Origin of the sequence: Microcoleus sp. OTE_8_concoct_300 (assembly GCF_031383065.1) — a bacterium.
Taxonomy (GTDB): domain Bacteria; phylum Cyanobacteriota; class Cyanobacteriia; order Cyanobacteriales; family Microcoleaceae; genus Microcoleus.
The window spans coordinates 17,656-44,640 of record NZ_JANMZH010000504.1 but is presented as its reverse complement, the minus strand read 5'-3'; the positions used below and the strand labels follow the sequence as shown (position 1 = coordinate 44,640).

At 46.3% G+C, this 26,985-nt stretch carries 24 protein-coding genes and 1 riboswitch; of the genes, 11 read left to right on the top strand and 13 right to left on the bottom strand.

Going from position 1 to position 26,985, the window contains the following annotated elements; translation table 11 throughout:
- Nucleotides 1-119: 119 nt before the first annotated feature.
- On the top strand, nt 120-1,061 hold the full coding sequence (locus ACUVJL_RS23040) for a DNA-methyltransferase (RefSeq protein WP_445247962.1): 942 nt from the start codon (nt 120-122) through the stop codon (nt 1,059-1,061).
- On the opposite strand, the gene ACUVJL_RS23035 is transcribed toward ACUVJL_RS23040, so the two are convergent.
- Both ACUVJL_RS23035 and ACUVJL_RS23030 read right to left on the bottom strand, forming a co-directional pair.
- Nucleotides 1,024-1,575 carry a hypothetical protein gene (locus tag ACUVJL_RS23035; RefSeq protein ID WP_445247961.1) on the bottom strand — a complete coding sequence of 184 codons (552 nt, stop codon included), beginning with the start codon at nt 1,573-1,575 and terminating at the stop codon, nt 1,024-1,026. The two genes, ACUVJL_RS23040 and ACUVJL_RS23035, sit on opposite strands and share 38 nt — an antisense overlap.
- Nucleotides 1,565-1,804, bottom strand: coding sequence for a helix-turn-helix domain-containing protein (locus ACUVJL_RS23030; protein WP_445247960.1), 240 nt, complete (start codon nt 1,802-1,804; stop codon nt 1,565-1,567). Before ACUVJL_RS23030 ends, ACUVJL_RS23035 begins: the two co-directional genes overlap by 11 nt.
- A 357-nt stretch (nt 1,805-2,161) precedes the next feature.
- On the opposite strand from ACUVJL_RS23030, the gene ACUVJL_RS23025 reads away from it, so the two are divergent.
- Nucleotides 2,162-2,767, top strand: coding sequence for a DUF3038 domain-containing protein (locus ACUVJL_RS23025; protein WP_445247959.1), 606 nt, complete (start codon nt 2,162-2,164; stop codon nt 2,765-2,767).
- A gap of 114 nt (nt 2,768-2,881) precedes the next feature.
- Here ACUVJL_RS23025 and ACUVJL_RS23020 read toward each other — a convergent pair whose 3' ends face one another.
- Entirely contained in the window at nt 2,882-3,019 is a 138-nt protein-coding gene (locus tag ACUVJL_RS23020) for a hypothetical protein (protein ID WP_333224445.1), read from the bottom strand.
- Here ACUVJL_RS23020 and ACUVJL_RS23015 point away from each other — a divergent pair.
- Together ACUVJL_RS23015 and ACUVJL_RS23010 are read left to right on the top strand one after the other, a co-directional pair.
- Nucleotides 2,967-4,547 carry a DUF4335 domain-containing protein gene (locus tag ACUVJL_RS23015; RefSeq protein WP_445247958.1) on the top strand — a complete coding sequence of 527 codons (1,581 nt, stop codon included), beginning with the start codon at nt 2,967-2,969 and terminating at the stop codon, nt 4,545-4,547. The two genes, ACUVJL_RS23020 and ACUVJL_RS23015, sit on opposite strands and share 53 nt — an antisense overlap.
- 47 nt (nt 4,548-4,594) lie before the next feature.
- A complete protein-coding gene (locus ACUVJL_RS23010) occupies nt 4,595-5,206 on the top strand; it encodes a tetratricopeptide repeat protein (RefSeq protein ID WP_445247957.1) in 612 nt (203 codons plus the stop codon).
- Between the two features lie 189 nt (nt 5,207-5,395).
- Here ACUVJL_RS23010 and ACUVJL_RS23005 read toward each other — a convergent pair whose 3' ends face one another.
- The 3 genes from ACUVJL_RS23005 to ACUVJL_RS22995 all read right to left on the bottom strand — a co-directional run bounded on the left by ACUVJL_RS23005 (nt 5,396) and on the right by ACUVJL_RS22995 (nt 8,435).
- Nucleotides 5,396-5,794 carry a VanZ family protein gene (locus ACUVJL_RS23005; RefSeq protein ID WP_445247956.1) on the bottom strand — a complete coding sequence of 133 codons (399 nt, stop codon included), beginning with the start codon at nt 5,792-5,794 and terminating at the stop codon, nt 5,396-5,398.
- A 233-nt stretch (nt 5,795-6,027) separates the two neighbouring features.
- Entirely contained in the window at nt 6,028-7,374 is a 1,347-nt protein-coding gene (locus tag ACUVJL_RS23000) for a DUF3370 domain-containing protein (protein WP_445247955.1), read from the bottom strand.
- 137 nt (nt 7,375-7,511) lie between these two features.
- Nucleotides 7,512-8,435, bottom strand: coding sequence for a nucleoside hydrolase (locus ACUVJL_RS22995; protein ID WP_445247954.1), 924 nt, complete (start codon nt 8,433-8,435; stop codon nt 7,512-7,514).
- A gap of 190 nt (nt 8,436-8,625) precedes the next feature.
- On the opposite strand from ACUVJL_RS22995, the gene ACUVJL_RS22990 reads away from it, so the two are divergent.
- Nucleotides 8,626-10,587, top strand: coding sequence for a S9 family peptidase (locus tag ACUVJL_RS22990; RefSeq protein ID WP_445247953.1), 1,962 nt, complete (start codon nt 8,626-8,628; stop codon nt 10,585-10,587).
- Nucleotides 10,588-10,810: 223 nt separating this feature from the next.
- Nucleotides 10,811-11,029, top strand: a complete 219-nt coding sequence (locus ACUVJL_RS22985; protein ID WP_332955410.1) for a hypothetical protein — start codon at nt 10,811-10,813, stop codon at nt 11,027-11,029.
- Between the two features lie 213 nt (nt 11,030-11,242).
- On the opposite strand, the gene ACUVJL_RS22980 is transcribed toward ACUVJL_RS22985, so the two are convergent.
- The 4 genes from ACUVJL_RS22980 to ntrB all read right to left on the bottom strand — a co-directional run bounded on the left by ACUVJL_RS22980 (nt 11,243) and on the right by ntrB (nt 15,440).
- On the bottom strand, nt 11,243-12,031 hold the full coding sequence (locus ACUVJL_RS22980) for a universal stress protein (protein ID WP_445247952.1): 789 nt from the start codon (nt 12,029-12,031) through the stop codon (nt 11,243-11,245).
- 46 nt (nt 12,032-12,077) lie between these two features.
- A complete protein-coding gene (locus ACUVJL_RS22975; RefSeq protein WP_445247951.1) occupies nt 12,078-12,917 on the bottom strand; it encodes an ABC transporter ATP-binding protein in 840 nt (279 codons plus the stop codon).
- Between the two features lie 105 nt (nt 12,918-13,022).
- Nucleotides 13,023-14,453, bottom strand: coding sequence for an ABC transporter substrate-binding protein (locus ACUVJL_RS22970; protein ID WP_445247950.1), 1,431 nt, complete (start codon nt 14,451-14,453; stop codon nt 13,023-13,025).
- Nucleotides 14,454-14,591: 138 nt separating this feature from the next.
- On the bottom strand, nt 14,592-15,440 hold the full coding sequence (gene ntrB / locus ACUVJL_RS22965) for a nitrate ABC transporter permease (protein WP_445247949.1): 849 nt from the start codon (nt 15,438-15,440) through the stop codon (nt 14,592-14,594).
- 100 nt (nt 15,441-15,540) lie between these two features.
- Nucleotides 15,541-15,753: riboswitch (cyclic di-AMP (ydaO/yuaA leader) on the bottom strand.
- Nucleotides 15,754-15,924: 171 nt separating this feature from the next.
- Between ntrB and ACUVJL_RS22960 the strand changes: the two genes are divergently transcribed.
- Complete coding sequence (locus ACUVJL_RS22960) at nt 15,925-17,124, top strand: sensor histidine kinase (protein ID WP_445247948.1); 1,200 nt, start codon at nt 15,925-15,927, stop codon at nt 17,122-17,124.
- Nucleotides 17,125-17,237: 113 nt separating this feature from the next.
- Here ACUVJL_RS22960 and ACUVJL_RS22955 read toward each other — a convergent pair whose 3' ends face one another.
- Entirely contained in the window at nt 17,238-18,575 is a 1,338-nt protein-coding gene (locus tag ACUVJL_RS22955; RefSeq protein WP_445247947.1) for an ArsB/NhaD family transporter, read from the bottom strand.
- A 73-nt stretch (nt 18,576-18,648) separates the two neighbouring features.
- On the opposite strand from ACUVJL_RS22955, the gene ACUVJL_RS22950 reads away from it, so the two are divergent.
- Together ACUVJL_RS22950 and ACUVJL_RS22945 are read left to right on the top strand one after the other, a co-directional pair.
- The gene (locus ACUVJL_RS22950) at nt 18,649-20,073 is read left to right on the top strand and encodes a sensor histidine kinase (protein ID WP_445247946.1); all 1,425 of its coding nucleotides are present in this window, start codon (nt 18,649-18,651) and stop codon (nt 20,071-20,073) included.
- Between the two features lie 34 nt (nt 20,074-20,107).
- Nucleotides 20,108-22,255 carry a VWA domain-containing protein gene (locus tag ACUVJL_RS22945; protein ID WP_445247945.1) on the top strand — a complete coding sequence of 716 codons (2,148 nt, stop codon included), beginning with the start codon at nt 20,108-20,110 and terminating at the stop codon, nt 22,253-22,255.
- An 82-nt stretch (nt 22,256-22,337) separates the two neighbouring features.
- Here ACUVJL_RS22945 and ACUVJL_RS22940 read toward each other — a convergent pair whose 3' ends face one another.
- The gene (locus ACUVJL_RS22940) at nt 22,338-22,634 is read right to left on the bottom strand and encodes a PEP-CTERM sorting domain-containing protein (RefSeq protein ID WP_445247944.1); all 297 of its coding nucleotides are present in this window, start codon (nt 22,632-22,634) and stop codon (nt 22,338-22,340) included.
- Between the two features lie 568 nt (nt 22,635-23,202).
- Here ACUVJL_RS22940 and ACUVJL_RS22935 point away from each other — a divergent pair.
- Together ACUVJL_RS22935 and ACUVJL_RS22930 are read left to right on the top strand one after the other, a co-directional pair.
- Nucleotides 23,203-23,931: a Bax inhibitor-1/YccA family protein gene (locus ACUVJL_RS22935; RefSeq protein WP_445247943.1), complete on the top strand. Its 729-nt coding sequence runs from the start codon at nt 23,203-23,205 to the stop codon at nt 23,929-23,931.
- Between the two features lie 458 nt (nt 23,932-24,389).
- Nucleotides 24,390-25,973, top strand: coding sequence for a tetratricopeptide repeat protein (locus ACUVJL_RS22930; protein ID WP_445247942.1), 1,584 nt, complete (start codon nt 24,390-24,392; stop codon nt 25,971-25,973).
- An 81-nt stretch (nt 25,974-26,054) separates the two neighbouring features.
- Here the strand turns inward: ACUVJL_RS22930 and ACUVJL_RS22925 are convergent, their stop codons facing one another.
- Nucleotides 26,055-26,780: a Uma2 family endonuclease gene (locus ACUVJL_RS22925; RefSeq protein ID WP_445247941.1), complete on the bottom strand. Its 726-nt coding sequence runs from the start codon at nt 26,778-26,780 to the stop codon at nt 26,055-26,057.
- Nucleotides 26,781-26,985 lie beyond the last annotated feature (205 nt).

The window sequence follows — 26,985 nt, the reverse complement described above, 5'->3', positions numbered from 1 at the left end:
ACGCAAAGAACGCGAAGTTTGGAAAGAGAAGAGTGTTTCACGACTCATTTAGATTCACTATCTACTGCAAATGTGGCATAATTTAAAGTTTAGTTTCCACTTTAGTAACTGCCTGACTAATGAAAAAAACTCCCTCAAATGAAGTTTTGGTGGGCGACTGTCGTGAAGTGATGAAGACATTGCCAGAAAATTATATTTCTGCCTGTATCACTGACCCACCTTATAATTATGAATTTATTGGTCATAAATGGGATGACTCAGAAATTCAAAGGCGTATTGAAAGAGTCAATGGCAAGGGAAATAAAACCCTTGTTAAAAACATTCCCTATGGCAGCGGTTTAGCAGGTGGAGTCAGAAACGAAAAATGGTATCAAAGGAATCGCAACAACACTCTGGATTATGAAAAGTGGTGCTTTGAGTGGGGCGAGCAGCTTTTTCGGATCTGCAAACCGGGTGCAACCGTTTTAGTTTTCAACAGCACACGAACGGTTGCTCACGTACAAGTAGCACTTGAAAGTGCTGGTTTCTATGCGAGAGATATTCTTGTTTATAAAAGATCGAGCGGTATCCCTAAAGGTGTCAATATCAAACAACAGTTGGAGAAGAAAGGATATGAAAATTCTGAAAAATGGGATGGTTGGCACAGTTGTCTGAGGAACGAATGGGAAGCAATCTGCGTACTTCAAAAACCACTGGTCAATAATTACTTGGAAACTCTACAGGAGTATGGTACTGGTCTATTTTATACTAAAGATCAGTTTGGTGGTTTTCAGTCAAATATTTTAGAAGGTATACAGCGTGAGAAAACCGAGGAGTTTAACGTCCATTGCACAGTTAAACCAATCGCTCTAATGAGAAAGCTGGTCGAAATATTTGTACCGCGTTTGGAAAATTCTATTCTAATCGATCCTTTCGCAGGATCTGGAACTACATTGCTGGCGGCGCAAGAATTTGGCATTAGGTATGTGGGTATTGAAATTGTACCTGACTACATTGAGATTATCAACAAGCGCCTTGATAGTGTCAGCGGTATACAGGGAATTCTCCCACTTTTTCAATAAGAAATGACTTTAAATCAAACCCGCTTATTGTTTGTATAAACTTAAACGAATCGTCCCCTGTGTAAACTTTCCAAGTCCCTTTTTGGCACGCTGTAATAGCTGCGGGCAAATTATCTTGTCTAAGTATTAAAAAGACGGGATCGTAATTAAGATTACGAAGTAGTTCGCCATAAGATTTGAACTTTTTCAGTGTTCCAGAATCTCCTGAGCCAATACGATATTTTGTATCTATTGCGTACCCATCAACAATCAGATCGCACGGCTCATCGCTTCCAACTTTCAATGCTGGCTTAAAGCTACTGCAATATGTTTTACACGTTTCAGTAACTAACGATTGCCAACACATACCTAACTCACGCCCCCAATATTGCCTATTTTCTTTTTTTATTATTGGAGAAATACCAAACACATCCATTAAAATATCGTGTTCTTCATTCTCTTCTGCATAAATTTTTTCGGTAAATGATTTTTGGTATCTTGCTAAAATTTGCTCAAGTCTTCTTTCAGTCATCATCAATTACCAGATCGGCTAGACTAACGGATAATGCCTTAGCTATTTTGCTGGCATTAAGTAGCGTTATATTCCTTTCACCTCGTTCAACTGAACCAATATAGGTGCGATGTAATTCAGATAGTTCTGCAAGCTGATCTTGGGAAAGATTTCTGAGCTTTCGGAAATGTCTAACTTTTTTACCAAATTGCTCCGTAATATCCATAGATGGCGCCAGAAGAAGCAATGACAACTATAATCTGACAGACTATAAGTAGCGACAGACTATAAGTAGCATTAGAGAGCGCTAGGATATTTGCATTGATATAAGTCCCGATAGCTTCAAAGCACTGATTTGATTTCGGTCACTCTGCGGCGTAGCATGGTTAGGGGTAAAAATCTATGGGTTTTGCCGATCGCGATCGATCGAACTTGAAACCGCAACTTTTCACCCGCAACTCCGTCCAGCAGATAGGATTGCCGGAATCAAAGCAACGAGCTATGGAGAGAAATTAACAGATGTGCTGTTGCCCACAGGCTGCAAAGCTTTCATCACTGCATACTGTTTGATATCCTGCCTCAACCTGTCTTAATTTCCCGTGCTGAAGCCATGCGCTCGACCGTAAAGTCCTCCGCTCCCACAAACGAAACCGGTCCATCTCCCAACTGGGAAGAATTGACCCGAAAAGCACCAGAACCTACCCAGTTGGACAACATTAAAGCCCAACTGGATTTAGTGCTGTTAGCCCTAGAAGCACTGGCAGAAATTGGCTCAGAGGCGATGCTCAAGGTAGCAGCCGAACTGAATTTAGAGCCAATGGTAGCCGATCGGGTAGCTTTGTGGCGGCTGCGCCAATCTAACCCGCTGCGGAAAGGCCAGGGAGGGCGCAAAAAACTCGATGTCGAGGAAGCTCGATCGCTCGTTTTGATAAGCTGTCATTTGGCCTGTCAGCACCAAGCTTTAATCCGCCGCGCTGTAGCTTTGCTCGAACAAATGGCAGAGCAAAACCGCGAACCTCACACAATCGCTTTGTTGGGAGATTATATTGACAGGTTCAGCAACACTTATGGCTCGCGCATGGAAGATGCAGAAAATTTATCGGCCCGAGAACTGACTAATTTGGCCCTCAAACTCCTGATCGATTTGCTATTTTACAGCAGTCCCGGCGGCCACCGCCGCCTCTGGCTGGCACTTCTAGACCGCGCTAAGAATTAAGCTAAGCATAATGGGAACGAGAATGACAAAGATCCGGAACAGGCAAGATGCCTGTTCCACCAAAAAATTTATTTGTTGTGGAACAGGCATCTTGCCTGTTGCTAAAAAAGCTTGTTAAGAATGCTGCAAAATATCAGATAAAACATAGTTATTCCCTCTTCCTTCTTCCTTCTTCCCTCTTCCTTCTTCCTTCTTCGCTATGGTTCTCAAACGGTACACGCCCCCCACTTGCACGCTGGAAATTACAGCCAAAAGTTCGCCTCTATCTCGCTGGGCGGGCCAACCCGTGTTTAAATCTTTAAGTTTTGAGCTGCGACTCGACGACCCCAGGCTGCCAGATACCCAACACGTTACTCTCAGGGGCGATCGAATTCAACTCGAAACCCTCCACGAAGCTGTTAGCACCTACGTCCAAAACTTGCTCGGCGAATCCCGCGATTGGGAAAGCAACCTCAACTCTCAAATCGATCGTACCGCAGCAGGCCCCGACTCGCCAGAAGCCGGAGGTAACGCCGTCATATTCGATCGAGCCGTCAACACTTCCGAACTAGCAACTTCCAACCCCTACTCTCTCCCAACTTCCTACCTTCCGGTTCCCCCCCGCTTAGAGCCCCGCGGCTTGCTTGCCCACAACTTGTTTTTAGGCTCTTTGAGCGCTGCAGAATCCGGGCCAGTAGTTCCCTTGAGCACCCTGCAACTGTTTGACTTAGCCACAGCACTAGATAACTGCGCCGCCGAAGTGATGGCGCTTCCCAACCTCAACCGCGAGCCCCGACAACCGCTATCCTCACCCTGGCTCAAGGTGGCAGCATTGCTGGTCGCCAGCGTCGGCCTGACGACAGGAACTATCAAAATGCTCGATCGGGCCGCCACCTCCCCGCAAACCGCCACAGCCCCCGCAGCCCCCGCTCCAGGCAACCCCCAGTTAGCCGCTGGCGTCTCCCCCAGTCCAGTTCCCGCCCTACCGACACCCCCAGCACCAAAACCCCCAGCCAAAAACGCTTTACCGCCCCTGCCGCCCCCGCCCATCAACACCGGGACTTCCGCCAGCCCCAGCTTGCCCCCCATCGCCCTCGCCCCAACTCCCCCCACCAACAAACCCAGCCCCATCCAGCAGCCACCCCTGCTATTTCCCGCCAACGGCAGCGCACCCAGCGCCCAACAGAGCGTCCCAGCATTCCCTCAAGGGCAAACAATCACTATTCCCGCCCCCGAAGAACCGCCCCAGGGCCGCCCCCAAGCACCCGCACCAGCACCCTACCTGCTGCCCCCATTACCGCCCAAACTAGCTCCCGCCGTACCGCCCCCCCTGCCGCCTTCCCTGTCTGCTTCCCGATTTCCCGTTCCCGCGCCACAACCCTTCCCCCGCCCCATCAAGCCGATTGTCCCCCCCGCCAGTACCGAACTCCCAGCCCTTGAGGACGCTCAACCAACCGCCGAGTCCGAGGACAACAACCAGGCCTCGGCGAGCAAAAAAAACAGCACTTTATTTGATACAATTCCTCAGGTTTCAGAAGCTAGAACTTACTTTGAGGAACGCTGGAAGCCTCCTGAAGGAATGGAACAAACTTTGGAATACAGCGTGCTGATCGATGAAAATGGGTCAATTCAAAGTATTGTCCCGATGGGAAAAGCAGCAGCCGATTATATCGAGCAAACTAATATGCCATTAGCCGGCGAGCCGTTTGTTTCTGCCGTTTCTAATGGAAAAAACCCGAAAATCCGAGTTGTTTTGAGACCCAACGGTCGAGTACAAACATTTTTGGAAGAGAGTAATTGAACGCTATCAAACACATTGTCCAGATAGGAAATCTAGGTTAATTGCCAATGTTAAACAAGTTCAAAAAAAATCAATTTTTCACGGCAGCAGCAGCAGCCAGCGTATTGACAGTTGCTCCAGTTTATGCTGCAAATATCTCTTTATATCGTTTCCGGTTGGATTGGAACCATCGAGTCTCAGTCAATAATTCCACATTCCCCCACAGACCACAGACCATCATTCCGGTGCAACCGGAATTGATATTACCCGTGCGGGCAGAGTCACCAGTAAACAATAGTTTAGTTCAAAATACGGGAGCAAACGAATATTTCCAACAAGGCTTAAATTTTGCCGCCCAACAAAACACAGCAAGTGCAGAAGCAGCATTTCGCAGAGTAATTGAAATAGATCCCAATTTTGCCGAAGCTTACGCTAACTTGGGCAGCATTCTAGCCAATCAAAACAAATTAGCAGAAGCGGTTCCCTATTTTGAAACTGCAATTCGTCTCAAACCTAAGGTTCCAGAATTTTATTATATGCTTGCGAAAGTCCTGTCCGCACAAAATAAAAGGGCAGAGGCAGTAGAGTCGGTAAAAAAAGCCAGGGATTTATATAGAAACCAAGGCAAAACTCAAGCAGCAAATAAACTCGACGAAGTTATCAAGAACCTCAGCAAGTAACACCATTTTAGATTTTAGTATCGTAGGGTGCGGCGCGCAACCTAATTTCTACCAGTTTAACAAAAGAATGCAACTGTAGGGAAGCTCCCAACCATTAGGTCATCTGTCATTGCCAATTCTTCAATTCTTTAATGTAAAATCTCAAATGGTATCACGACTTCCCATGAAAATTTGGTATGGCAGTTTTTCTCAATTTCCTTTTTTTCTATCCCAAACTTCTCCAATCCAATAAAAAGCTGCAATCCCGCAAAAACTAAATAAAAAATCTTCAATACTAGCACTACGATTTGGTAAAATCCCTTGCAGCATTTCTTCCGCAGCAGTGAAAATAGTAAAAATTGCGGGTCCGAAAGGAATTGAATAATTAAACAAATTCATCTTTTTTTTGCCAGTTGCTCTATGACACAAAAAAGATGCTATTCCGTACAAAACAAAGTGGCCGAGTTTGTCATAAGGCGGATGAGCGAGAGGAAAGTTGACTAATTTCCCCGTATCTGCTAAAAGCATGATACTGAGAAGAATTAAAAAGTACACAAAACCAGTAACAATCCAAAATTTTTTTGATAACTTCATCTTGTTTTTTGCCAATACCGACTAGACACAAACCAAGTCCCCGCAACGCGAAACTAATAGACCTCTTGCAAAAATCCTTTTCATCAATTGATGGGACGCGCAAGATGCCCATCCCACAAGAAAACATAACTCTTGTGGGATGGGCATCTTGCCCGTCCTATTTATTTTTGCAAGAGGTCTAATATCGAAGCTGGTTAATTACGTATTGTATTTGTAGGCGTCTGCCTAGCAGTAGCAGCAGCTCAAATTTAATGGGTTTTCACTGTCAAAACTTGCGGCGGCGACGCATCGGGCGGATAAATAAAATCCACTTCTACAAGTCGCTTTTCTCCCGAGTTCATCTCTAATTTTACCAAAGGTTCCCCCTGCTGTCCCCGCCGCTGGACTAAATGCACGTAGCGAGTTTGAGGCACTTTACTGTCATCAGTATAGCGCACTCTGACCGTCCCCCTAAAAAAAGTTTGAGGTGCCGGAGGTTCTAAAAAACTAAGTCCTCCTGAAGTTAATTTGTCTGTCTTAATAGGAGTTTGAATCGCGACAGTTACAGTTTGATTTTTGCTGGTAGAATTGTACAGCGGCAAGCTGAGATTGTATTGAATTCCGTAATTGCCGTGGGCGCGGTATGCTGTATCTGGGTAGCGGACTAACATCCTCGCACTTTGCACTTGATTCGTGCCCAGCATTCCGCGCGGGAGGGTGCTTAATGGGTAGGAAAATGCTGTTCCGGGTTGGGGAATTGCTAGGTTTGATGTGGCTTGGTTGTCTGAGATAAGTGCTCGCCATTGTGAACCTAATGCTACACCGGCAACTCGGCCGTAAATTACTTGACCTTCGGTGATTTCGGGCGGTGTGGGAGTTCGATCGCGCGGCCCGGCTATATTACCATTGTCTAATAAGTTTTGCCATTGGGCCAGGGAGGGCGATCGCTCGTTTCCCTGTGCGTCAACTCGGGCAAACATCGCCAGACTGGCAACATAGACTATACCATCGCTGCGCAACCGCATTAAGGTCGATCGACCGTTTAGCGGCGGTACCAATCCCCGCACCGGTATCGGATGATTCATCAACAATTGGCTTTTTCCCGGTGGAATAATTAACCCAGGCCCAAAGTCAGACTGTCTCCTTCCTCTGAGAATATCATTCACGGCGCGACTTCCCGGCCCCGCGTAAATATTACTGTTTGAATTATCGACTTCCGGTGGCAATTCAATAAAAGGTGCATCGGGTTGACTGAGATAACTCGCAGCTTGCAATATATCTAATGTTACAGGTTTATTGCCCGGATTATAAACAATTACTCCTTGATACAAGGTTCGCAAATCTTCCGGGGAAGGTGCGCGGGCTATGTGGTGGGCAAATATGTCGAAACGTCCTTGAAACGGAAAGTTTAAATGTGCCGCCGGAAATCTTTTACCATCTGGGGGAAATGTCGAAAGCAAAATTCCTTCTTGCAGCACTAATTCGGGACTGTTGCTGTTAAATACTGGTATGTTGTCTAACTGTCCGGGGAGAGGTCGCACTTCTTGGATTTGAACTATTTCTTGAGGTGCGGGAGGGGTTTGGGCTAAGGGGATAATTGATAGAATTGGCAGCATTTTTGAGAGGAGTTTTTTTTACCGCAGAGGGCGCAGAGGGCGCAGAGAAAGAGAGGGAAGAGAAGAGCACGTAAATATTCGCGGGCGGGTTTTGTACGGAGATTTTGCTCATTCGTCCCTAGCAGATATTGTGATTTTTACCTCGCCCACTGTTCTAATATGTAGTTGTAAAATTGGGCAGTGTCTACTTTATCCATTGCTTGAATTTTTCGCCCTCCTCTTTTAACTTTTGTGCGTCCTTGGCTGATGCCTTCGGTAATAATTTCTGTTTCCCACTCTCGCAGTTGGTAAAATTCTGGATGCGCTAAATAAGCGGTTGCCAAAATGTCCCAAAAATAGTAATCTTGAGATATTGCGAGGGCATAACACTGTCCTGCTAAGTCGGAAATTGGATATTTGCGCTGTTTTGCTAAGAGATTGGAAAATTCTACAGTCAGCGGTACATTATTAGTGATATCTAAAGGACACATGACAACGGGAATTTGGGTTTGCCAAATTCTATCGATTGCTATCGGGTCCCAGTAAGCATTCCATTCCGCCGACATATCTTGTCCGGGTTCCATATCTTTGCTAACATTGCCCATAACATTGAGGGCGCCTCCCATCCAGACAATTTCTTGAATTTTGCTTTCAATTTCTGGCGCGATATCTAAAGCTTGCGCTACAGTTGTTAACGGCCCCGTTACCATTAATGTGACTGGTACGGCTGCATCCCGCAAAACTCGCACCATAAAGTTTTGTCCGGGTTCTGATATTAACGGCGTGTCAATGGTTCCTTTTTCATTTAGAATGGGAAGTCGATCGCACGCAAAGGAATCTCGCCGAAATAACACCGGAAATGGGTTGAGCCCCCGCACCGTACTCGCCGCCACCGGAACTTCTGAACGCCCCATCAAATCGAGGATTTTGCGCGTTGCACTCACCGCCGGTTGAATGTAGCAGTCCGCAGGAGTTACAATTACTCCCAGAGTTTCGACTTCCTCCATTGTCATCAGCAACACGACTGATAGATAGTCGTCAACTGCACCGTCGTGATCCATTAGTACAAGTTTTTTGGACATTTTGCTTCCCCGGTGACTGAATTAGTGTAAACTACAAATATAAAATTATTTATTCCCACAAATACAAGTGTCTCAACTATAACAAGCCTAAATCATCTATAACCCCCTCTCTTTCTTATATTCCTTTGTGTCCTTCGCGCCTTCGCGGTTCGTCAAAAAAGCATCATTCACAAATCATTGAGTATTCTATATGACCACAGTATCACCTTATGGCTCTTGGAAATCACCTATTTCTTCCGATTTAATTGTTTCTGGAACAGTCGGACTCGGGCAAATTGCTATTGACGGCGATGATATTTACTGGGTTGAGGGAAGACCTTCAGAAGCGGGAAGAAGCGTCCTCGTGCGGCGCACTCCTGACGGTACAATCAACGACGTGACACCACATCCTTTTAATGTGCGCACTCGCGTTCACGAATACGGCGGCGCTTCCTTCGCAGTGGCTGGCAGTGTTGTCTATTTTTCTCATTTTGCCGACCAACGTATTTATTCTCAAGCATTAGATTCTCAACCCCAACCTCTGACACCTGCTGCTAATTCTCGCTATGCAGATGTGATAGTTGACAAGCAGAGAAATCGCCTGATTTGCGTGCGCGAAGACCATGCAGGTGAGGGAGAATGTGTCAATACTATTGTTAGCATTAATTTAGATAACGGCGAAGATATTCAAATCTTAACTCAGGGCAATGATTTTTATGCTTCCCCTCGTTTAAGTCCAGACGGTTCTCTACTTTCCTGGATTTGTTGGAACCATCCAAATATGCCGTGGGATGGCACAGAATTGTGGGTGGCAAAAATTAATACTAACGGTTCTTTAGGTGAAAAATACTTAGTTGCTGGCGGGGTTGATGAGTCGATTTTTCAACCGGAATGGTCGCCCGATGGAGTTTTGTATTTTGTTTCTGACAAGTCTAACTGGTGGAATTTCTACCGCTGGCAATCTAGAACCCCCCTCAATCCCCCCTTGGTAAGGGCGGAAGCAGATATAGAAACCAGCTTGTGCGAAATGGCGGCTGAATTCGGACTTCCCCAGTGGGTTTTTGGAATGTCTACTTATGCCCTTGTCTCGGAAAGCAAAATTATTTGCACCTACACTCAGCAAGGCAAGTGGTATTTAGCGAGTCTGGATTTAACGACTAAGCATTTGACAACAATTGACACGCCTTACACTGATATTTCCTCAGTCAAGGCGCAGGGAGAAATAGTTGTTTTTCTGGCAGGTTCGCCGACTGAATCTACTGCTATTGTACAACTAAATTTAGCAACAACCCAACTAGAAATATTGCGCAAATCGAGCAATTTAAGCATCAATCCGGGTTATCTTTCTGTACCGGAACCTATCGAGTTTCCCACGGAAAACAATTTGACTGCTTTCGGTTTCTTCTATCCCCCGAAAAATCAAGATTTCGCAGCACCTGCGGGTGAAAAACCGCCGCTTGTTGTCAAAAGTCACGGCGGCCCAACTGCTGCTACTTCTAGCAGCATGAATTTGAAAATTCAATATTGGACGAGTCGCGGTTTTGCCGTACTCGATGTTAATTACGGTGGCAGCACTGGTTACGGTCGAGAATACAGAAAAAGACTGCAAGATAGTTGGGGAATTGTCGATGTTGACGACTGCGCTAACGGTGCTAAATATTTAGCTCAAAAAGGTTTAGTTGATGGCGAAAGAATGGCGATCGCCGGAGGCAGTGCAGGGGGGTACACCACTCTGTGCGCTCTTACTTTCCGCGATGTGTTTAAGGCCGGTGCGAGCTATTATGGAGTTAGCGATTTGGAAGCTTTGGCAACGGATACTCACAAATTTGAAGCGCGCTATCTGGATGGATTAATCGGGCCTTATCCTGAAAGAAAAGATTTGTATGTAGCTCGTTCGCCCATTCATTCCGCCGAACGTTTATCTTGTCCCGTTATCTTTTTTCAAGGATTAGAAGATAAAGTGGTTCCGCCCAATCAAGCGGAAATGATGGTAGAGATACTGAAAGCTAAAGGTTTGCCGGTTGCTTATGTTGCTTATGAAGGGGAACAGCACGGTTTTCGCCGCGCTGAAAATATCAAAAGAACTCTTGACGGCGAATTCTATTTCTATTCCCAGGTGTTTAAGTTTGAGTTAGCTGAACCTGTGGAGGAAGTGCAGATTTATAATCTTTAGAAAAAATTAATTTATTGGCTAACACCCAACTGGAAATCTTAGCATGATTCGTACATATTGAATGTGATTTCGTTCACAAAATTTGCAGTTAACTATCACACTTTTTTGCTGTTTATGGTCACAGCTTATAAGGCGATCGCACGCTAAAATCTGATAGTGTGATCGCCTTTTGTTACCGCAAAACTCCCGATCGCGCGATCTTCGAGTGAGAGAGTCAATTACTATGCAAAGTCCTGTCAACCTGATTCCATCTGCTTTGGGCGAGCTGTTTGCCGAAGTGAATCATAATGGCTATATTACTCTAGCCGATCGCTACGGTTTGATGGCTGCTATTTTTGACGAAACTTTGAGTGAGGAAGACAAACGCTCGATAGATAGGCTGCTGCGCTCTGTGTGTCGGGGAAAGATCAAATTAGTTAACGAATTGTCTATGATCAGGTAAGTGCGGATAATTTCCTTGGCTGTAATTATTAAAATCTCAACAATGAAAAAAAGTCCTAATTGTATCGTAATTGGGACTTAGAGCGAGGAAACTCTTTTTAATTTTTCATCGACTTAGCACTAAAGCAAAAAAAAGGTTTGGCGCGCGATTATAGCGGTAGGGTGCGCAGCGCACACCTTACATATAAAAGTTTTGCGTAAGTGCTCCACAAGTTTAATGTGCAGACATAGCTGTAGCCAACTGCAACTTGCTCACACTTTCTTCAGGGTGAACATCCATCTGATAGCTGAGTGCCGCAGGAATCCCGAGTACGCAGCACGGAAAATTATTTCCTAGTTCCCTAACCAGCGAGTGGTTGCCCGAATCGCAGCCCAAGAACAGTAAATTTGCTGATTCTAATTCAACCACATTTCTCAGTTCTGTAGCAACGCGCCCGATGCGCAAATGAGCTTTGAATAAACCGCGCCATTCCTCAGCCAAACAGCGCGCTTGCCACAGCAACCTATCAGCTACCTCGTACTGATTATTTTGACCAAGAATTGCTCGGAAATAATGCGGATCGCTCCAATTTTTTCGCTGGGATACTGATGAGATTTCTGTGGTAGGTAAAGCGATCGCAGGCGCTGCACAATTAAGAGCGAATGTTTCCTCTAAATCCGACACTTTCGGCTTGGCACCCAAGGCATTTGCCACACCAAATTTGCAAGTATCTTCGCCGTAACTTTTGGGCGCTTCGTCAATCACGTAGACGACTTGAACCGTGACTTCTTGAGTTGTTACTAAACGAGTTTGATGGGCAATCCAAAGGGTAATGTCCAGAGCTGTTTGACTTTGGGGAGAACTGTTGTAACCGACAATAAAATTGATACTTTTTGCCTGTTTTGTAGCTTTTGATTTCTTAGCACTTTGCACTTGTGGCTCCGGCAGCAACACCATTTCTTCTGCTAAGTTTTGGTATCCCAATGCACTTTCAAAACGCGCTAACATTGTTTTGAGATTCACAGGCTTGACCTCTCTTAAGTGAATTGTTTTATCTGTCCGTCGGGCGTTATTCGTATTGGGTAAAGTACCGATCGAGAAAATTCAAAGCATAGTTGCGCAGTTCGTAATAATCCTGAGATTCCCGCAACTCCTGGCGATCGCGCGGGTGCGCAAACGGCACTGACAAAATTTCACCTATCGTCGCAGCCGGGCCGTTTGTCATCAGCACAATGCGATCGGACATATATATAGCTTCATCCACATCGTGAGTAATCATCATTGCAGCTTGTCTGCGATTTTCCCAGATATCGAGCACCTGTTTTTGCAACTTGCCGCGAGTCAGAGCATCCAGGGCTCCAAACGGTTCGTCCATTAATAACATTTTCGGTCTAATCGCCAAAGCTCGCGCAATCCCAACCCGCTGTTTCATGCCTCCTGAAATTTCGTCTGGATATTTATCGGCTGCTGCTGTTAAGTTTACCATTGCTAGGTGTTCGTTGACAAGACTAATCTTCTCGGAACGGCTAAGAGTTTGCAAAACTTCATCAACTGCCAGCCGAATATTTTCCCGCACCGTCAGCCAAGGCAGCAATCCGTAGTGCTGAAATATCATCATGCGATCGGCTCCCGGTTTGCGAATTTCTTTTCCTTCCAGTGTCACCATTCCGTCGCTCTGTTTTTCCAAACCTGCCACTATTTTTAGCAGCGTTGATTTGCCACAGCCCGAGTGACCGATTACCGAAATATATTCGTTTTCTCCAATACTTAAATTGATATTCTCCAAAACGCTAAATTCGCTACCGTCCGCATTTTTATACGACTTGAACAAATTGTTAATTTCCAGAAATTCAGGCTGCTTCTTGACTTGGCTGCTGGCTTCGATAGAAGTAGAAAAGTATTGAGTCACGGTATTCTCCTAAAAAATAGTAAAGTGTTAATTTGATTTCCGAACGGTTGGGTAAGCGGTAAGGTGCGCCCCCTCGCAGAGGTTCTGCGTTCAGGAATGTATAAATTAAGACTGAAAAAAAGACTGAGGGCGGTTGGCTCGAATTTCAAAACTATTCAAATAACCCACGAGATCGCTAGGATCGAATGCCTTTTTATCAATGAAATGTTCCGCAGGTTCCACTTTGTAATCCTCCTGGGGACAATCGATCCCCATTTCGGCAACAATCTTGCGGTAAAGGTCGGTTCTCCAAGCTTTTTTAGCTAATTCCTCAGCATTTTTTGGCAGTTCTTTAATCTGTCCCCAGCGAGCGGCTTGAGTCATCAACCACAGACTCTGAGACTGCCACATAAATGTTGAATGATTTCCCGGTATTTGAGGCAAATTCTTAGGAATGTCATAGAAAATAGTTGCATCGGACGATTGTATGGTGCGGTCTTTTCCGTCAAACCCTCCATAGTTGTAGTCGCCCACTATTGCGGGTCGCGTAAATTTGTCGATCGCCCCTTTTTTCGGTTTCGCCCCCGTAAACGATCGCTCAGTCAGCAGCGCCGATATTTCATTGCGATTTTCCGGCTTGCTGCAATACTGACAAGCTTCCACCATTGCCTTAACCAGCGAGTAATAAGTCTTCGGATTTTCCTCAATGAATGATTGCATTACTCCCAAAAGGCGATCGGGATGTCCCAGCCAAATTTCCTTGCCTTGCACGAAGGTAAAACCCACTCCCAAATTGCCTTGAATTGCCCGCGTATTCCAAGGTTCGGCCACCATGTAAGCCTGCATGGCGCCAATCCTGATGTTAGTTACCATCTGCGGCGGCGGCACAATAATTACCCGAAATTCTTTGAACGGATCGACACCGGCAGCCGCCGATATGTAGCGGACAAAGTATTCGTAAATCGCAGAACTCAGAACCACTGCCCAAACTCTTTTTTCCGGTGGCTGACTGTCAAAAAAGGCTCGAAATTGTTTGCCAAATTCTTCCAAATTGCCGTTGTATTCGTGCCACGGGCGCAAACCGAAATCCCACATAGCTTTGTTCATCGTCATGGCGTTGCCGTGGCGGTGAATTGTCATTGCCGCGCACAGGGGTGCGTGCCGCGCTCCTTCGGCGCCAATTCGGGCGTTTGTGACGGCGCCGGATACGACTGGGGAGGCGTCGAGGCGGCCGAAGATTACGCCGTCGCGGGAGGTTGCCCAGCTTGCTTCGCGGTTGAGTTTGACGTTTAAACCGTATTTGCGGAAAAAGCCTTTTTTCCAGGCGATCGCAAATGGTGCACAATCGTTAACCGGCACGTATCCTACGGTTAAATTTGGTTTTTCTAAGGTTCGGAAATCGACGATCGGCTTTACGGCTGAGGCTTCTTCTGTGAGCCCTTTTGCCGATCGATCCGCGCTAATTGTACAACCAGATAAAGCCATTCCCGCCGCCGCCGCTCCGATTCCTTGCAAAAACTCTCGGCGGTTCCATTCATTGGAAAAGTTGTCACTCATACCATTTTAGTTTTTAGATTGGCAATGACTAATAGACGAGCAATTGCATAAATCTTTGCTCGATAGAGCAACCGCAGATTTAAGGCAGATAAACACAGATAAACGCAGATAATGTCAAGACATGAGGATGACTGATGACTAATGACTCTGGATCGATCGATGCGTTACTAATTCCTGAATTTTGTCAACTGCAGCGTCGAGCAATAATCCAGTTAAGCCAATTACAAACACCGCTAAAAATACCGAGCTCAGATTCAAACGGCTCCACTCATCCCAAACAAAAAAGCCAATTCCCACACCGCCTGTCAGCATTTCCACCGCCACAATCACCAGCCAAGCAATCCCCAAACTAATCCGCAAACCTGTAAAAATGTATGGCAAACTCGCAGGCCAAATTATCTTAGTAATCCGCCTCCAGCGCGGCATTTCTAACACTCGCGCCACGTCCAGATAATCCTGGGAAACGCTAGAAACTCCCAAAGCTGTGTTGATAATTGTCGGCCACAAGGACGTGATGAATATGACAAAAATTGCTGACGGCTCTGCTAAATTAAAAATTGATAGAGCTATCGGCAGCCAAGCTAGCGGCGACACCGGTTTAAAGATTTGAATCAGCGGATTGAGCGCCATCATTGCCGGTTTCGACATCCCGATCAGAAATCCCACGGGAATCGCAACTGCTGCACCCAGTAAAAATCCCACTAACACCCGCCGCAAACTCGCTAGCAGCAGCCAGCCAATGCCTAAATCTCCAGGCCCGCGCTGATAAAATGGATGGAATATGTAATCTAAATTAGCTATTAACGCCTGATAGGGAGTGGGTATCAAATCGCTGTTGAAGCTGGCAACAATCCACCACAAGCCAAGAATTCCCAAAAAACCCGCAGCAGGTAACAAAACAGCATCTCGGATGACAACGGGTTTTACACGCTTCCACGCTGCAACTCCTGCAAGTGCGATCGCAGATAAATTAAGCTGTACGAACATTTCAATCTCCTTCAGAGTCAGGGCAGGTACAAGAATCTTGAACAATACCAACCTGAGACACTGACGAAGCCAAACAATCTTTTTCAGAGCATTTGGCTTTTCAGTCTCTTCTCAATGCCTGCGAAGTTAGCTGACGGGCTAGGACTGAGAGATGTCCTTCTCCTGAGATTTCAAAATCCAAAATTACACTCAAATTTGGCAATTTTTAACTTTGCTTTTTAATTCTGTAGAGATTCGCCCCGAAAATTGGTTCCTCCGCTCCAGCGACACGCTTGGTCTGATAGCGCGACGCTTGATTAGGCTTGACTTTTTAAGCCAATTTCACTTAAGCTAGCACGAGTGTATAATTTTGTCAATACTTCTTTAGGAGTAGCTATTTGTACTCGGCGAAGCTCAAAAGTTGAGAGAAAATTCAAAAAGTTAATTATTAAACTAACCTAGACATATAAAATACGATCCCTCACTTGATTTATATCTAAGAGCCATGATAGATTTTAGCCAAGCTCTACAAGATAAAATTGACATAATTACCGAAAACTGGATCGAAGCTGTTCGCGGCGACGAGCAAATAGAAACCGCCAAGCAACTCACCTACGATTCCGTGCGCGACAGCCTTCCCATCGTACTGCAAGCGATCGTAACTATGCTTTCCGAATCAGAAGACAGCGACCTTCGGACAGTCATACAAGAAAGTTTAGACCACGGAACTGTCAGGGCCGGGCAAGGCTACGATGCCGAAGAAATTGCGCGGGAATACCGCTTGCTGCGGAGGGTAATTTTCGATGCTTTAGAGCCAGAATTGCTAAAAGGCTCAGCCGCTGAAGTGAACCGAGCTTATCGCTTAATTGACAGTGCCCTCGACGAAGCAATTGCTGACTGTTTCCAAACCTATACCGAGGCAAGATTCCAAGAACTACAGGAGTTGCAAAACCACTTGCAACTTACAAATCAAGAGCTGACTCGCTTAGTTCGCGCCAGTCAAGATAATCTATCTCACTTAGCTCACGAATTGAAAACTCCCCTCACCTCTATTATTGGTTACTCAGAATTGTTTTTGCGCCAAAGAAACAATTCTAAACTTAAAGATTCTGTTCCCAATTTGGCACATATTGATAAAGTCCTCAGCAACGGCAGACGCTTACTTAGATTAATTAACGATACTCTCGAAATCTCGCGGTACGACGCGGGACGCATAAAATTGCAGCTAACTGCGACAAATGTGCGATCGGCGATCGGCACTGTTGTCGAAATAATCGAGCCTTTGGCCAAAGCCAAAAATTTAGAGATTGCCGTTGAGTGCGATCCGGTTCTCGATCAAGTTATGACAGATTACTTGCGCTTGCAGCAAATTGTCACCAACTTGGTGAGCAACGCCATTCGCTACACCCAAGCTGGTACTATTACCATAAAAACCGAATTATTGTCAGACAAACATTGGAGTATCTGCATCACGGATACAGGAATTGGCATTGCTTCAGAAGACTGCGATCGGATTTTTATGCCATTTTTTCGGGCCGACAACTCCCTGGGTTCTTTGATGCCTGACAGTACCGGCTTAGGCCTAGCAATTGTCGCTCGATTAGTCAACCTCTTGCAAGGTAAAATCGAATTAGTTTCTGAAGTAGGAATTGGCTCTTCCTTCACTGTAATTTTCCCCTTAGAATTGGAGGGAGTTGAGATTTAGGACTCACTGCAACCTCTATATTGAGGCTGCAACATAAGCGCATTACCCCTTCTTTCGTTCTCTAGCAGCAAAAGAAATGACTAATGACTAATGACTAATGACTAATGACTTCTTCAAATCAGAAACCGAATCGTTACATAAACAGCCGCACTTATTAATTGCAGCGCCATCACAGGAAGCCCGTAACGCAGAAAAGTTTTAAAAGAAATCCGGCGCCCGTGCAGTTCAGAAATTCCCGCCGCCACTATATTAGAAGAAGCTCCTACCAAAGTGCCATTTCCGCCTAAAGTTGCTCCGTACATCATCGCATAAAACAGTGGCAGCACAGCAGGTGGAAACTGCCCTGCAAAATCCGGAGCCAGCACCTCTGCCGGTGCGAGCCCGATATTGACAACATACTGTTTTAGCAGCGGCACCATCGCCACTACCAGCGGAATATTTGGCACCACGCTCGACATCAAACCCACAAAAAATAACAAAACTAAAGAACCAAGAAAAATATTTTTACCTAAAATCACTGCTAATATTCCAGATATATTGCCGATTACTCCGGTTTTTTCCAAACCGCCAATCAGCACAAAGATAGACATAAAAAATAGCAGGGTACTCCAATCTAAATCCCGCAAAATATTATTAACAGAATCAAGTTGGGAATGGTGAGCTAAAAGCATTGCCAAAGCAGCCCCCAACAAAGCAACGGCTGCCGGTGAAACAGGCACGGGCAGAGACTCTCCTATGACAAAAAATGTCAGCACGAAAGCTATAATTAAGCCGCCCACTGCTAAAACTCGCGGGTGATTGATTTTTGGATGCGGCAAATGTTCCAAATCGTCTAAGTTCTTGTGCCAAATTTCGCTCCACAGCCAAGGCAACATAACTAATATGACTGCTACGGCAATTAACCCGCCCAAACTTAACTTTACCAGGTAATCTGCAAAGCTCATGTTAATAGCATCGCCGACAATGAATGTCGCCGGATCGCCCACGATTGTCAGCAGTCCTGAACTGTTAGCCACAAATACCATTAAAATTAGTAACGGCACAAAATCTACACCGACTTCTTCTGCCATGGGCGGAATTAATGGTGCTAGCAGCATGACAGTCGTAGCGTTGGGCAAAACTGCACAGATTGGGGTAGTAATCGCGACAATACCTAGCAAGAGATTTTTGCCTTTGCCTTTCGCTAAAAGGACCATTTGAGTTGCCAAGTAGTCGAATACTTTGGTAGGTTCAAAGGCTCTCACCATTACCATGACTCCGAAAAACAAGCCCAGCGTGGCGTGACTCCGACCGATATATTCGATCGCGTTGTTTAACGTCATCACGTGGGTAAAAACCAGAATCACCGCTCCCAGAAATGCCGCAACTGTTAGGTGTATCCATTCTGTAATTATTAAGAAAACTACACATATAAATGTTGCCGTAGCGATCACAGCTTGCACGTTTTCCATTTAGTCCCCTGAAAAATTTTAAATTTAAAATTTTAAATTTAAAATATTTATCGTCAGAAAATTATACTCCTTTATGGCTATTCTGTCAATAAGTTTAAGTGCCGGTTTTGGCAGCAACAAGCTGGGATCGAGCGCTCGACAGAGATCCAGCACAGGAAAAAAAATATCTCAAAACTACTTCTTTTGGCAGGGTCGCGATCGCCCGAAGTTTGGTATGGCGATCGGGCGAGCGCTCAACTACAATGAAGCATGGGCAATATCTGCCAAACTCAACCCCCACGCAGAAATCATGGACTATAGCCAAGTGCTCGCCGAAAAAACCGATACAATCGTCAAACACTGGATTGAAGCAGTACGCTTGGATCGGAAAATTGAAACCGCTGAGGCCTTACCACTGTCAGCGATCGAAAATCACATACCTCACCTGCTGGCGGCGATGACCACAGTGCTTTCCCAACATCAAAGCAGCGACATAAAAGTAATAATTGAAGCCAGTTTAGATCATGGATTTCTCAGAGCAGAACAAGGCTACGACGCAGCAGAAGTAGCCCGGGAATACCATTTATTGCGTCAAGTAATATTCTCCCAATTAGAAGCAGAATTGCTAGCAGGAACCACCACCGACGTATTCAGAGCTTTTCGGCTGATAGATGCCGTACTAGACGAAGCTATTGCCCAGTGTTTCAACAGCTACGTCGCTCAGAGGCTGCAGGAACTTCAACAAATCCAAACTCAGTTACAACTCACCAATCAAGAACTCTCTCGCCTTGTCAGCGTCAATCAAGAAAACGTCTACCATTTGGCTCACGAACTCAAAACTCCTCTCAACTCAATTATTGGTTATTCCGAACTATTCCTGCGCAAAGAAAAATGGCAATCTGAAGTCAAAGATACCCTCCCCGGCATCGAACACATCGAGCGAGTATTGCGTAACGGCAGACAGTTGCTGCGCATGATTAATGACACACTAGAACTTTCTCGTGCCAATGCCGGAAAAATTAAACTTAACCTGCAGCGAACTAATGTACAATCTGTAATTAACACCGTAGTAGAAATGATGCAGCCAATTGCTGATGCTAAAGGACTCAAGCTCGCTGTTACCAGCGACTGCGCCCCAAAACAAGTAATCGCCGACGGACAGCGGCTGCAACAAATTCTGATCAACCTGCTGAGCAATGCCATTCGCTATACAGAATCTGGTAGCATTGAATTAAGTTGCCGCCGTGATGGAGAAGCAAATTGGGCGATCGCAATTACAGATACTGGCATTGGCATCGCCCCCGAAGATACAAAGCGCATCTTTGACCCCTTCTTTCAAGCAGGAGAAGCCGGCAAACAGCTCTTTCCCGCCGAAAGCACCGGGCTGGGATTAGCAATAGTATCGCGGCTCGTCACGCTGCTGCAAGGCAAAATCGAGCTAGTATCAGAAATAGGAGTCGGCTCAACTTTTACCGTGATTCTGCCCCTAGAAGTTAAAATCCTCCAAGAAGTAAGCTAAACATTAAGTTCAAATTTTTACATCCGAAAATCCTATGCCCGCAGCCAACAGACGCCCTTCCACAATAGCCTTTCCCCTCACCGCCGTAGTCGGGCAAGAAGCAATCAAATTAGCCCTGCTGTTAGCAGCAGTCGATCCTGGATTGGGAGGAGTGGCGATCGCCGGCCGCCGTGGCACAGCAAAATCAGTAATGGCCCGCGCCTTGCATTCCCTACTGCCACCAATTGAAATTGTAAAAGACTCTTTTTGCAACGCCGAACCGGAGCAAAATCTTGCAGAACAGGCACCTTATCTATTAGAAGAAAGCGGGCAGGAGGGTAACCAAAAATATACTAATTCCCTAAATACTGAAATAATTCCCACACCATTTATTCAAATTCCTTTGGGTGTCACCGAAGACAGACTCTTAGGTTCCGTCGATGTCGAACAATCAGTAAAATTAGGCCAAACCGTATTTCAACCAGGACTCTTAGCCCAAGCAAATCGAGGCGTACTTTATGTAGATGAAATTAACCTCCTCGATGACAACATTTCCAACCAATTGCTAACAGTATTAACCGAAGGCCGCAACCAAATAGAACGCGAAGGCATTAGCTTCCAACACCCCTGCAAACCTCTATTTATCGCCACCTACAACCCCGAAGAAGGGCCACTCAGAGAACATTTGCTCGATCGCATCGCGATCGTACTTTCAGCCGACGCAGCACTCGAACTAGAAGAAAGAGTCTATGCAGTAGAACAAGCTTTATCCTACTCCAGCTCCCCCCAACAATTTCTCAATCAATACGCCGAAGACACCGACAACCTCAAAACCCAAATTATCCTAGCCAGAGAATGGCTCAAAGATGTCAGCATTAAACGCGAACAAATTGCCTACCTAGTAGAAGAAGCCATCCGGGGTGGCGTTCAAGGACACCGCGCCGAAATATTCTCCGTCCGCGTAGCCATTGCCGCCGCCGCCATCGAGGGACGCACAGAAGTTAACGCCGAAGACCTGCGCCGCGCCGTAGAATTAGTCATCGTACCCCGCGCCACCATCATTCAAACTCCCCCAGACGAAAACTCTGCTCCTCCTCCCCCCCCACCGCCTCCCCAAAAGCAGTCAGAACAAGAACAAGACGAACCAGAAAACGAGCAAGAAGACGAAGAAGACCAAGAGGATGAAGAAAACCCGGAACCTCAAGAAGAACCAGAAAAAGATACCATTCCCGAAGAATTTCTCTTCGACCCCGAAGGCGTAATTCTCGACCCCAGCGTGCTTTTCTTCGCCCAAGCCGCCAACCGCCAAGGCAAATCGGGCAGCAGAAGCACCATTTTCTCCGAAGATAGAGGCCGTTACGTCAAGCCAGTATTGCCCAAAGGCCCCGTCCGCCGCATCGCCGTTGACGCCACCCTCAGAGCCGCCGCACCCTACCAAAAAGCCCGCCGCGACAGGAATGCTCACCCCCCCCAACCCCCCCTTGCGAAGGGGGGGCAAGAGGTGAGTCAACCCCCCCTTGCGAAGGGGGGGCAAGGGGGGGTTGAGCGCCGTGTATTTGTCGAACAGGGAGACATTCGGGCGAAGCGCTTAGCCAGAAAAGCTGGAGCTTTAGTCGTATTTGTTGTCGATGCTTCCGGTTCGATGGCCCTCAACCGGATGCAGTCTGCCAAAGGTGCAGTCATGCAGCTACTGACAGAAGCTTATCAAAGCCGCGACCAAGTTGCTCTCATTCCCTTTCGGGGAGAACAAGCAGAAGTGCTGCTACCGCCGACTCGCTCGATAGCCTTGGCCCGCAAGCGTTTGGAACGGTTGCCCTGCGGCGGCGGTTCCCCCTTGGCCCACGGTTTGACTCAAGCCGTGCGCGTGGGAGTCAATGCGCGGCAGTCGGGAGATATCGGTCAAGTTGCGATTGTCGCCATTACCGACGGACGCGGTAATATTCCTTTGGCTCGTTCTTTGGGCGAACCGATTTTAGATGGAGAAAAGCCTGATATTAAGAAGGAATTGTTAGAAATTGCTGCCAAAATTCGTGGGTTGGGAATGCAGTTACTGGTGATTGATACCGAGAGCAAGTTTATTTCGACTGGCTTTGCGAAGGAATTGGCCAAGACTTCCGGAGGGAAATACTATCACTTGCCGAAAGCTACCGAACAGTCGATCGCAGCTATGACTAAAAATGCTCTGCGCGACGCGATCGGCTAAAATCCTGATACCCGCATTTATCTACGTTTATTCGCGTTTATCTGCGGTTAAAAATCCAAAAATTAGACTTTTTGCCCAAAGTCTAATTTTTAACTCTCACTTTCCGGCGAGTCACCGCCAGCGAACCCGCAACTAAACCCAACCCTGCCACCGTCGAAGCCTCAGGAATTCTCACCGGCAGAGGCACCCGTGTTACCCTTCCCGGGGTCGGGCTTGGAGAAGTTGTACCTTGGGGAAGTTGAGCGATATCAGTCAGCAGCAAATTTTCTAAACCCTGCCATGAAGCAGCGGTAGAAACGGCTTGGACATTAGCTGCAACGGCAGCTTGACCGCCGGACATAACGGCGGCCGCCAGTAAAATTCCGGTTGCATGTGGCAATAATTTGCGCTCAAAAAAGGTGTGCATGGGAGATTACCTATTTAGCATTTTGTCGCTCAAACTCGATCTATTCATTAATTTCCTGGGCATCCTCTGTCTGAGCTACCTTAGCAATTAACCGAACCGATTTTAGATTTTAGATTTTAGATTTTAGATTTTAGATTTTTGGAGTTTCTGATCCCTAGTTTCAACTAGGCCACAAATTAAAAACCTCAAATCAACTGCTGCCCCTGCCTATAGCATAGACTCCTCAATCCCAAATCGTAAATCCTTCATCCAAAATTGATTGACCTCAACTATCTGCGATTCGATCAACTTTAAGCTTGCCCCTCGCCGCAGATAGGGCCGGGTCTTTAACCTCAATTATAGCTCTGCCGCGACGTGCAACCGTGCCAGAGGGCGACACCCCACAGACTTGATTAGACTCGATTATAAACAATCGACCCTGCTTTGGAGTGAGGTCACCCCCTTCTTTATCAAATCTTTAAACTCTTTGAGGTTTTGCAAACAAACTGTAAAGCTGTCAAAATAGAGATAGCAATTCTCAGCCAAAATTAGGTAAATCCTCGTGAGTAACACTAGCAATTTTCGCGAAGCCGTGCGCGAGGCCAAAAACCACGCGCTGGTAGGCCCTAACGTCATCTCCAACGCTCTCCCCTTCGTGGGCGGCGGACTTGTCTTAACTGCTGTCGGCACCTACGGGGGCCTGGGAGTGATCCGCAACTATCCCGGGATCTTCTTTCCCACATTCATCGCCGCGATCGTCCTAGAATTAATTCTGTTCTTTGTCGCTCGCGCCGCCGCCGAACAAGGCAACAAAAATACCGCTTTGCCCCTGCTGGCAACCTACAGCTTGCTTTCCGGCTACACCCTCAGCGGATTGGTGTCTGTAGCCCTCAGAAGCGAAGGCGTCGGCATCTCCGGCATCGGTTTTGCCGCACTCGGCTGTGGCATTACCTTCATCGCCGCCCGCCAAATTGGATCCAACCTTTCTGAAGAAGACGGCATGGCCATCACCAAAACTATCAGTTTAGGTGTCATTGCTTTGTTAGTCGTCGTTGGCGGTCAGTTTCTGCTCTCTCTATTTGGCGTCTACACCCCAACCTGGTTGGAAATTGGCATTTCTGGCGTCGGCGTGTTTATATTTGCCGGCGCTGCGATCGTCGATTTTTACATATTACCCCGCAGCTACCGCGACGATCAGTATTTGCCCGCTGCTCTGTCGATGTACTTGACCTACATCAACTTGTTCATTTTCATTCTGCGCTTGCTGATTGCTCTCAACGGCCGGGATTAATTGAAACTTTAGCTTAAAAAAAACCGCGGCTCGATCGACATCCGGCCGCGGTTTTTGATTAAGATTGGGAATCAAGATAGTCGTCCTCCCGTCATATCAAATCCGCTCTTCATCAGAATTATTCATCTCTGTGTCCTCGAACTCTGCGTTAAGAGCGTTCTCTACGGTTTAATCATTCCAATGCAACCGGAATTGATATCAAGCGCGATCGTCAACAAAACTTATACAGCGCATTCCAGGTTTATGAAGTAGGGACACCGGACCCGGCAAGAGTGTCCCTACGGCGGGGATAGAGCGATATCTGGTATCCTTCATAAACCTGGAATGCGCTGTATCCTGTCCTCCGGCTGAAGGCATGAGGTATAATTTTACTGTTTAATCACTTAATCAAAAGTCTTGTTGTCTAATTCTGTCGATCGCGATTTCAACATTCATAAAAAATCAATAGGATAAAACTCATGTACTTAAAATATGAAGATATCAGAAGAGTCAGCGTAGAAATTACCTCCAGGTGCAATGCAGCTTGCCCGCAGTGTCCCCGCACTGACAACCCGATTTTGCCGGGGGCGGAATTAAAGATGCAGGATATTGAGAGAATTTTTCCCAAAGAGTTTTGCTCTCAGTTGGATTTTGTTTATATGTGCGGCAACTACGGCGATGCTATGACTAGCAATACCACAATTCCGGCGATCAAGTATTTGCACCGCATGGGAGTTCCTCATATCTGCCTGTACACCAACGGTAGCGGACGCAATCCAGACTGGTGGCAAGCCCTGGCAAAGGCGATGACAGGAGAATACGATCGCGTAATTTTTAGTATCGACGGGTTGGCCGATACTAACAGCATCTACCGCCAAAATACCAACTGGGACAGGATAATGCAGTCTGTTAATTCCTTCATCCAAGCAGGCGGAAAAGCTGTATGGCACTACTTGATATTTGAGCACAACCAGCACCAAGTAGAAACAGCGCGGGATTTAGCCCAACAACTAGGATTTGTCGAGTTTGTACCGAAAGCTACCTCTCGTTTTGTGGCGAAAGAGATTTATGACAAAGAGTCCGCAAATCAACAGCCTCAGAAGGCAGAAAAGTCTCCGGTAGAGGCTAAGAGCGATCGCCCCAACCAACCAGCAACAACTAATGCGTCAGCCCCTCAAAATCAAACACAGACCGCTGTTGGGTTGCACAAACAAGCTGAGGACTGTTTGAGACAAGGACAGCTCTCAGAGGCGATCGCAGCCAGCCAACAAGCCCTAAAAATTCAACCTAATTTTGCAGCAGCCTGCAAAACTTTAGGCAACGCTTTTCAAGGTTTGGGGAAGATGCAAGCAGCAGCAGATTGTTACGCCAAGGCACTGCAAATTCAGCCTAATTTTCCCGAAGTTTATGCTAATGTCGGCAGTCTTTATGCTCAACAGCAACAGTGGCAGGCAGCTAGTGCTTATTACCAAAAGGCGATCGAGCTTAAACCCAATTTTGCCGGAGCTTATCGCAATTTAGCTAAAGTGTTGACACAGTTGGGGCAAGCAGAAAAAGCCAATTATGCTTGGTATCAAGCTATAGCTATCGAAACCTCTCAAGCACCAGAACCAACTCATTCTGTCCCATCAAAGCCAGCCAGTGAAGAACTCCAACCCCCATCGTTGGAACAATATAAAAATCCCCAGGGAGACCAATTTATCCAAGCTGTAGAAAAATTTGGTAGCCTAAACAACTACTACCGAAATGTAGAAATTAGCTGCCAAACTCAAGCCAGCAAAGAGATTTTTATCAGTTTTGAAGCGGAACTCTGGCCTTGCTGTTGGGTAAGCCATACTAAATACGCTGTTTACAACCACACTTACAGACCGCAAATGCTGGCTTTAATTGAAAAGTACGGCAAGGGGTTTAATTCTCTCAGAACTCAATCTGTGAAAGATGCGATCGCCAGAGATTGGTTTCGCGAAGACCTCACAAAAAGTTTTTCCTGTTCCAAAAGGTTGGACGTATGCGCTCACGAATGCGGTAAAACTTTCAATTCAACGGGTTCGCAGTATATTTAAGAAGGAAGGCACTACACGGATAACGCTGTTAATTCTATCGGGAATCCTGGTTTTAATGCGGTCAAGCGATCGCATTTCAAGTTAGATTTCAGGTAGGTTATCAGGATCGATCCCTTGCGATCGCAAATACTCAGCTAGGCGTTCGGCTCGTTGTCGTTCTACCCTCAACTGCTCCCGCATCTGCTGCATCCCTGCATCCGGCAGGGGATAGACATTTCCCGACTCGTCGGACCACAGCAGAATTTCTTGCTCGATGCCCCCAATAACTTGCTGAGATCGCCCTATGCCCAGTCCCACTTCTGGCATCCAATAGGGTTCGCCAATCTGCTGCCGATACTGCCCGTCAATCAGCTTGTACACTTCAAACGGTTGATGCCGATCGCGCCGCCAAAATTCGGGGTTGTAAATAATGTAGTACAAAACTCCTAAACCGGCATAAATCGACATCTTCTCGTCGTACTCCCCACCGGGTTTGTGAGACACCATTTCCAATGCTACGATCGGCACAACCTCGTTTTCTTCCCAGACAGCATAGCTACGGCGAGATTTGCCTCCTTTTCGGCGCTCCACCCCCAAACTGAGAAACCCGTCGGGGACGACAGGCACTTTGGGACTGATTCCCGTCGTGTGATACACCGCCATATCCACCCCAAAGTACCAATCCATTCGAGCCGACCAAATACCGGTCAGGACAAACAACAATAGGTTGGGTAGCAGATTCTGGTCTTCGTTATCCACAGGCGTATCGTCCGAACAGGGCAGGTCTTCGGTGGAGGGCAAGCTTAATTTTAGTTCTGGGGAAATCATGGCAGTTAACTTCCATCGAGATCGTTAACCTGATTTTAGATTATAGCAACTTTTTTTATTTTTAATGCGGTAAAATTTTCCATTCAACTGGTTCGCAGGATATCTAATTACGAAGAAACAATAACATTTTGTTGAAATATCCTAATTTCAGCTATAATTTGTAAAAGACTTCAAAACCATGAGGACTAACCGTGGAAACTCTACA

Coding starts and splice junctions, on each gene's coding strand:
- ACUVJL_RS23040 (WP_445247962.1), top strand. CDS start 120: ATGAAAAAAACTCCCTCAAATGAAGTTTTGGTGGGCGACTGTCGTGAA.
- ACUVJL_RS23035 (WP_445247961.1), bottom strand. CDS start 1,575: ATGATGACTGAAAGAAGACTTGAGCAAATTTTAGCAAGATACCAAAAA.
- ACUVJL_RS23025 (WP_445247959.1), top strand. CDS start 2,162: ATGCGCTCGACCGTAAAGTCCTCCGCTCCCACAAACGAAACCGGTCCA.
- ACUVJL_RS23015 (WP_445247958.1), top strand. CDS start 2,967: ATGGTTCTCAAACGGTACACGCCCCCCACTTGCACGCTGGAAATTACA.
- ACUVJL_RS23010 (WP_445247957.1), top strand. CDS start 4,595: ATGTTAAACAAGTTCAAAAAAAATCAATTTTTCACGGCAGCAGCAGCA.
- ACUVJL_RS23000 (WP_445247955.1), bottom strand. CDS start 7,374: ATGCTGCCAATTCTATCAATTATCCCCTTAGCCCAAACCCCTCCCGCA.
- ACUVJL_RS22995 (WP_445247954.1), bottom strand. CDS start 8,435: ATGTCCAAAAAACTTGTACTAATGGATCACGACGGTGCAGTTGACGAC.
- ACUVJL_RS22990 (WP_445247953.1), top strand. CDS start 8,626: ATGACCACAGTATCACCTTATGGCTCTTGGAAATCACCTATTTCTTCC.
- ACUVJL_RS22985 (WP_332955410.1), top strand. CDS start 10,811: ATGCAAAGTCCTGTCAACCTGATTCCATCTGCTTTGGGCGAGCTGTTT.
- ACUVJL_RS22970 (WP_445247950.1), bottom strand. CDS start 14,453: ATGAGTGACAACTTTTCCAATGAATGGAACCGCCGAGAGTTTTTGCAA.
- ntrB (WP_445247949.1), bottom strand. CDS start 15,440: ATGTTCGTACAGCTTAATTTATCTGCGATCGCACTTGCAGGAGTTGCA.
- ACUVJL_RS22960 (WP_445247948.1), top strand. CDS start 15,925: ATGATAGATTTTAGCCAAGCTCTACAAGATAAAATTGACATAATTACC.
- ACUVJL_RS22955 (WP_445247947.1), bottom strand. CDS start 18,575: ATGGAAAACGTGCAAGCTGTGATCGCTACGGCAACATTTATATGTGTA.
- ACUVJL_RS22950 (WP_445247946.1), top strand. CDS start 18,649: ATGGCTATTCTGTCAATAAGTTTAAGTGCCGGTTTTGGCAGCAACAAG.
- ACUVJL_RS22945 (WP_445247945.1), top strand. CDS start 20,108: ATGCCCGCAGCCAACAGACGCCCTTCCACAATAGCCTTTCCCCTCACC.
- ACUVJL_RS22930 (WP_445247942.1), top strand. CDS start 24,390: ATGTACTTAAAATATGAAGATATCAGAAGAGTCAGCGTAGAAATTACC.
- ACUVJL_RS22925 (WP_445247941.1), bottom strand. CDS start 26,780: ATGATTTCCCCAGAACTAAAATTAAGCTTGCCCTCCACCGAAGACCTG.